Consider the following 443-nt stretch of genomic DNA (forward strand, 5'->3'; position numbering starts at 1 on the left):
ACCGGCACCATGCCCAAATGCTTCAGCCGTCTTTTCTATATCCGATTGGCTCAATACATCCTCAAGATTTCCACCATGCTGTTGTGAATTTCTTATCTTTTTCAAAATATTTTTTCCCTGAGGTGAAGAGAAAAAACGGTTGGTTACATCGACTTCTTCTTGTGTAAATACTTTCTGTACGGCACGCTTTTCTTCATCCAACCATTGCTTTTTCAACTCAGGACGGCTCAAATCGTCTTGCATGTTTTTCATATAACGGCTGATGACCGCCTTCATCTGCGCTTTTTGAGCTTTGGGCGTCATCGTTAACAAGCGTTCATTGTCCTCTTTATTCACCATCTCCAAAGAACGTTGTACTTTCTCGCTATAATTACTGCTTATCCCTTGAATCTCCAACCATTTCATTGCAGATTCATCACTTGGTTTAGCAGCCAGACTTTGAG

General features: G+C 41.3%; 1 protein-coding gene. It reads right to left on the reverse strand.

Translation table 11 applies throughout. The features are described 5' to 3' along the window. A partial coding sequence (locus ACTHUF_RS11310) for a hypothetical protein (protein ID WP_440407754.1) occupies positions 1 to 443 on the reverse strand: 443 nt, incomplete at both ends.

Origin of the sequence: Neisseria sp. P0024.S006 (assembly GCF_051956595.1) — a bacterium.
Classification (GTDB): Bacteria; Pseudomonadota; Gammaproteobacteria; order Burkholderiales; family Neisseriaceae; genus Neisseria.